Consider the following 1,422-nt stretch of genomic DNA (forward strand, 5'->3'; position numbering starts at 1 on the left):
GGCGCGGCCGCGGTCGCCGAGACCCTGCGCCGCCGCCGGTGGCGGGTGGCGGTACGCGGCGACGAGATCTCCGCCGAGAAGGGCTACCTCAAGGAGACCGGCAACCTGATCTTCCACAGCGCGATGGTGCTGCTGCTGGTCGGTGTCGCGCTCGGTTCCTGGTACGGCTGGCACGGCAACCGGCTGCTCGTCTCCGGCCCGGACGGCGTCTTCTGCAACACCCGCCAGCAGTACGCCGAGGCGAAGCTCGGCCCGCGCGTCGGCGACGACCTGCCTCGGTTCTGCATGCAGCTCGACGAGTTCGAGGCCGAGTTCCTGCCGAGCGGTCAGCCCTCGTTCTTCAACGCCAAGGTCACCGTCGACGAGGACGGCGGTGCGCCCCGGGCGGCCGAGTTCTCGGTCAACTCGCCGCTGCGCCTCGACGGCGCGAACGTCTATCTGCTCGGCCACGGCTACGTGCCGCTGATCCGCTACACCGACCGGTTCGGCAACACCCAGACCAGTACGGTGCCGTTCCTCACCACCGGCGACATGGGTCTGACCAGCGAGGGCCTGGCGGCCTTCCCGGACGCCAACGTCGACCCGGCGACCGGCGAGCGGAATGCGGACCTCCAGATGGCCTTCTCCGGCCTGTACCTCCCGACCGCACCGCAGGAGCCCCCGTTCACCCGGTCCGAGTACCCGACGGAGCAGAATCCGCTGCTCGGGCTGATCGCGTACCGGGGCAACCTGGGCCTCGACGGCGGCATCCCCGGCTCGGTCTACCAGCTCGACCAGCGGCAGATCCGCAACGGCCGGCTCACCGAGGTCGGCTCCAAGGACCTGCGCAAGGGCGAGAGCTGGACGCTGGACGACGGCACCACGGTCGAGTTCGTGGGCACCGAGCGCTACATCGTGCTCTCCGTGCGGCACGATCCGGGCACGATGCTGCTGCTGGTCAGCTCCGTCGGGCTGGTGCTCGGGCTGATGGGCTCGCTCTTCGTCCGGCGACGCCGGATCTTCGTCCGGGTGCTGCCCGCCGGCTCCGGACCCAGCGGCTCCGAGCCCTCCGTGGCCGGGCTTCCTGGTGCCGGACCCCCCGCCGGTGGATCTCCGACGGGCGGTAGTAGCTTGGTCGAGGTGGCTGGCCTGCCCCGGACCGAACATCCGGGGTTCGCCGCCGAGTTCAGCCAACTGGTCGCCGCGATCGGCGACGACCGGCGGACCGGCGAGACCATCGACCCGGACGAGCGGGCCGGGGCGCGAGAAGGAGCCGAGTGATGTCCGCACTCTCCGACCAGGTGGTGTCGATCGCCACCCTGGTGTACCTGCTGGCGATGATCAGCCACGCGGTCGAGTACGCCCTCGGCAACTCGCGGGTCAAGGTGACGGCGCCCCCGGCCCGCGAACTGGTCGGCGCGGCGGTCGGCGGCGGCGCCGGGT

General features: G+C 71.4%; 1 protein-coding gene and 1 pseudogene. Both read left to right on the plus strand.

Annotated elements, in window-relative coordinates; all coding sequences use genetic code 11:
* On the plus strand, positions 1–1,260 hold a 1,260-nt coding region (locus EYA84_RS31830; RefSeq protein ID WP_131057854.1), incomplete at its 5' end, for a cytochrome c biogenesis protein ResB.
* Positions 1,260–1,422: pseudogene (locus tag EYA84_RS31835) on the plus strand (c-type cytochrome biogenesis protein CcsB); the annotation flags it as partial. The gene EYA84_RS31830 and the pseudogene EYA84_RS31835, both read left to right, overlap by 1 nt.

Source organism: Verrucosispora sp. SN26_14.1 (genome assembly GCF_004307965.1).
In the GTDB taxonomy this organism is placed as follows: Bacteria; Actinomycetota; Actinomycetes; order Mycobacteriales; family Micromonosporaceae; genus Micromonospora.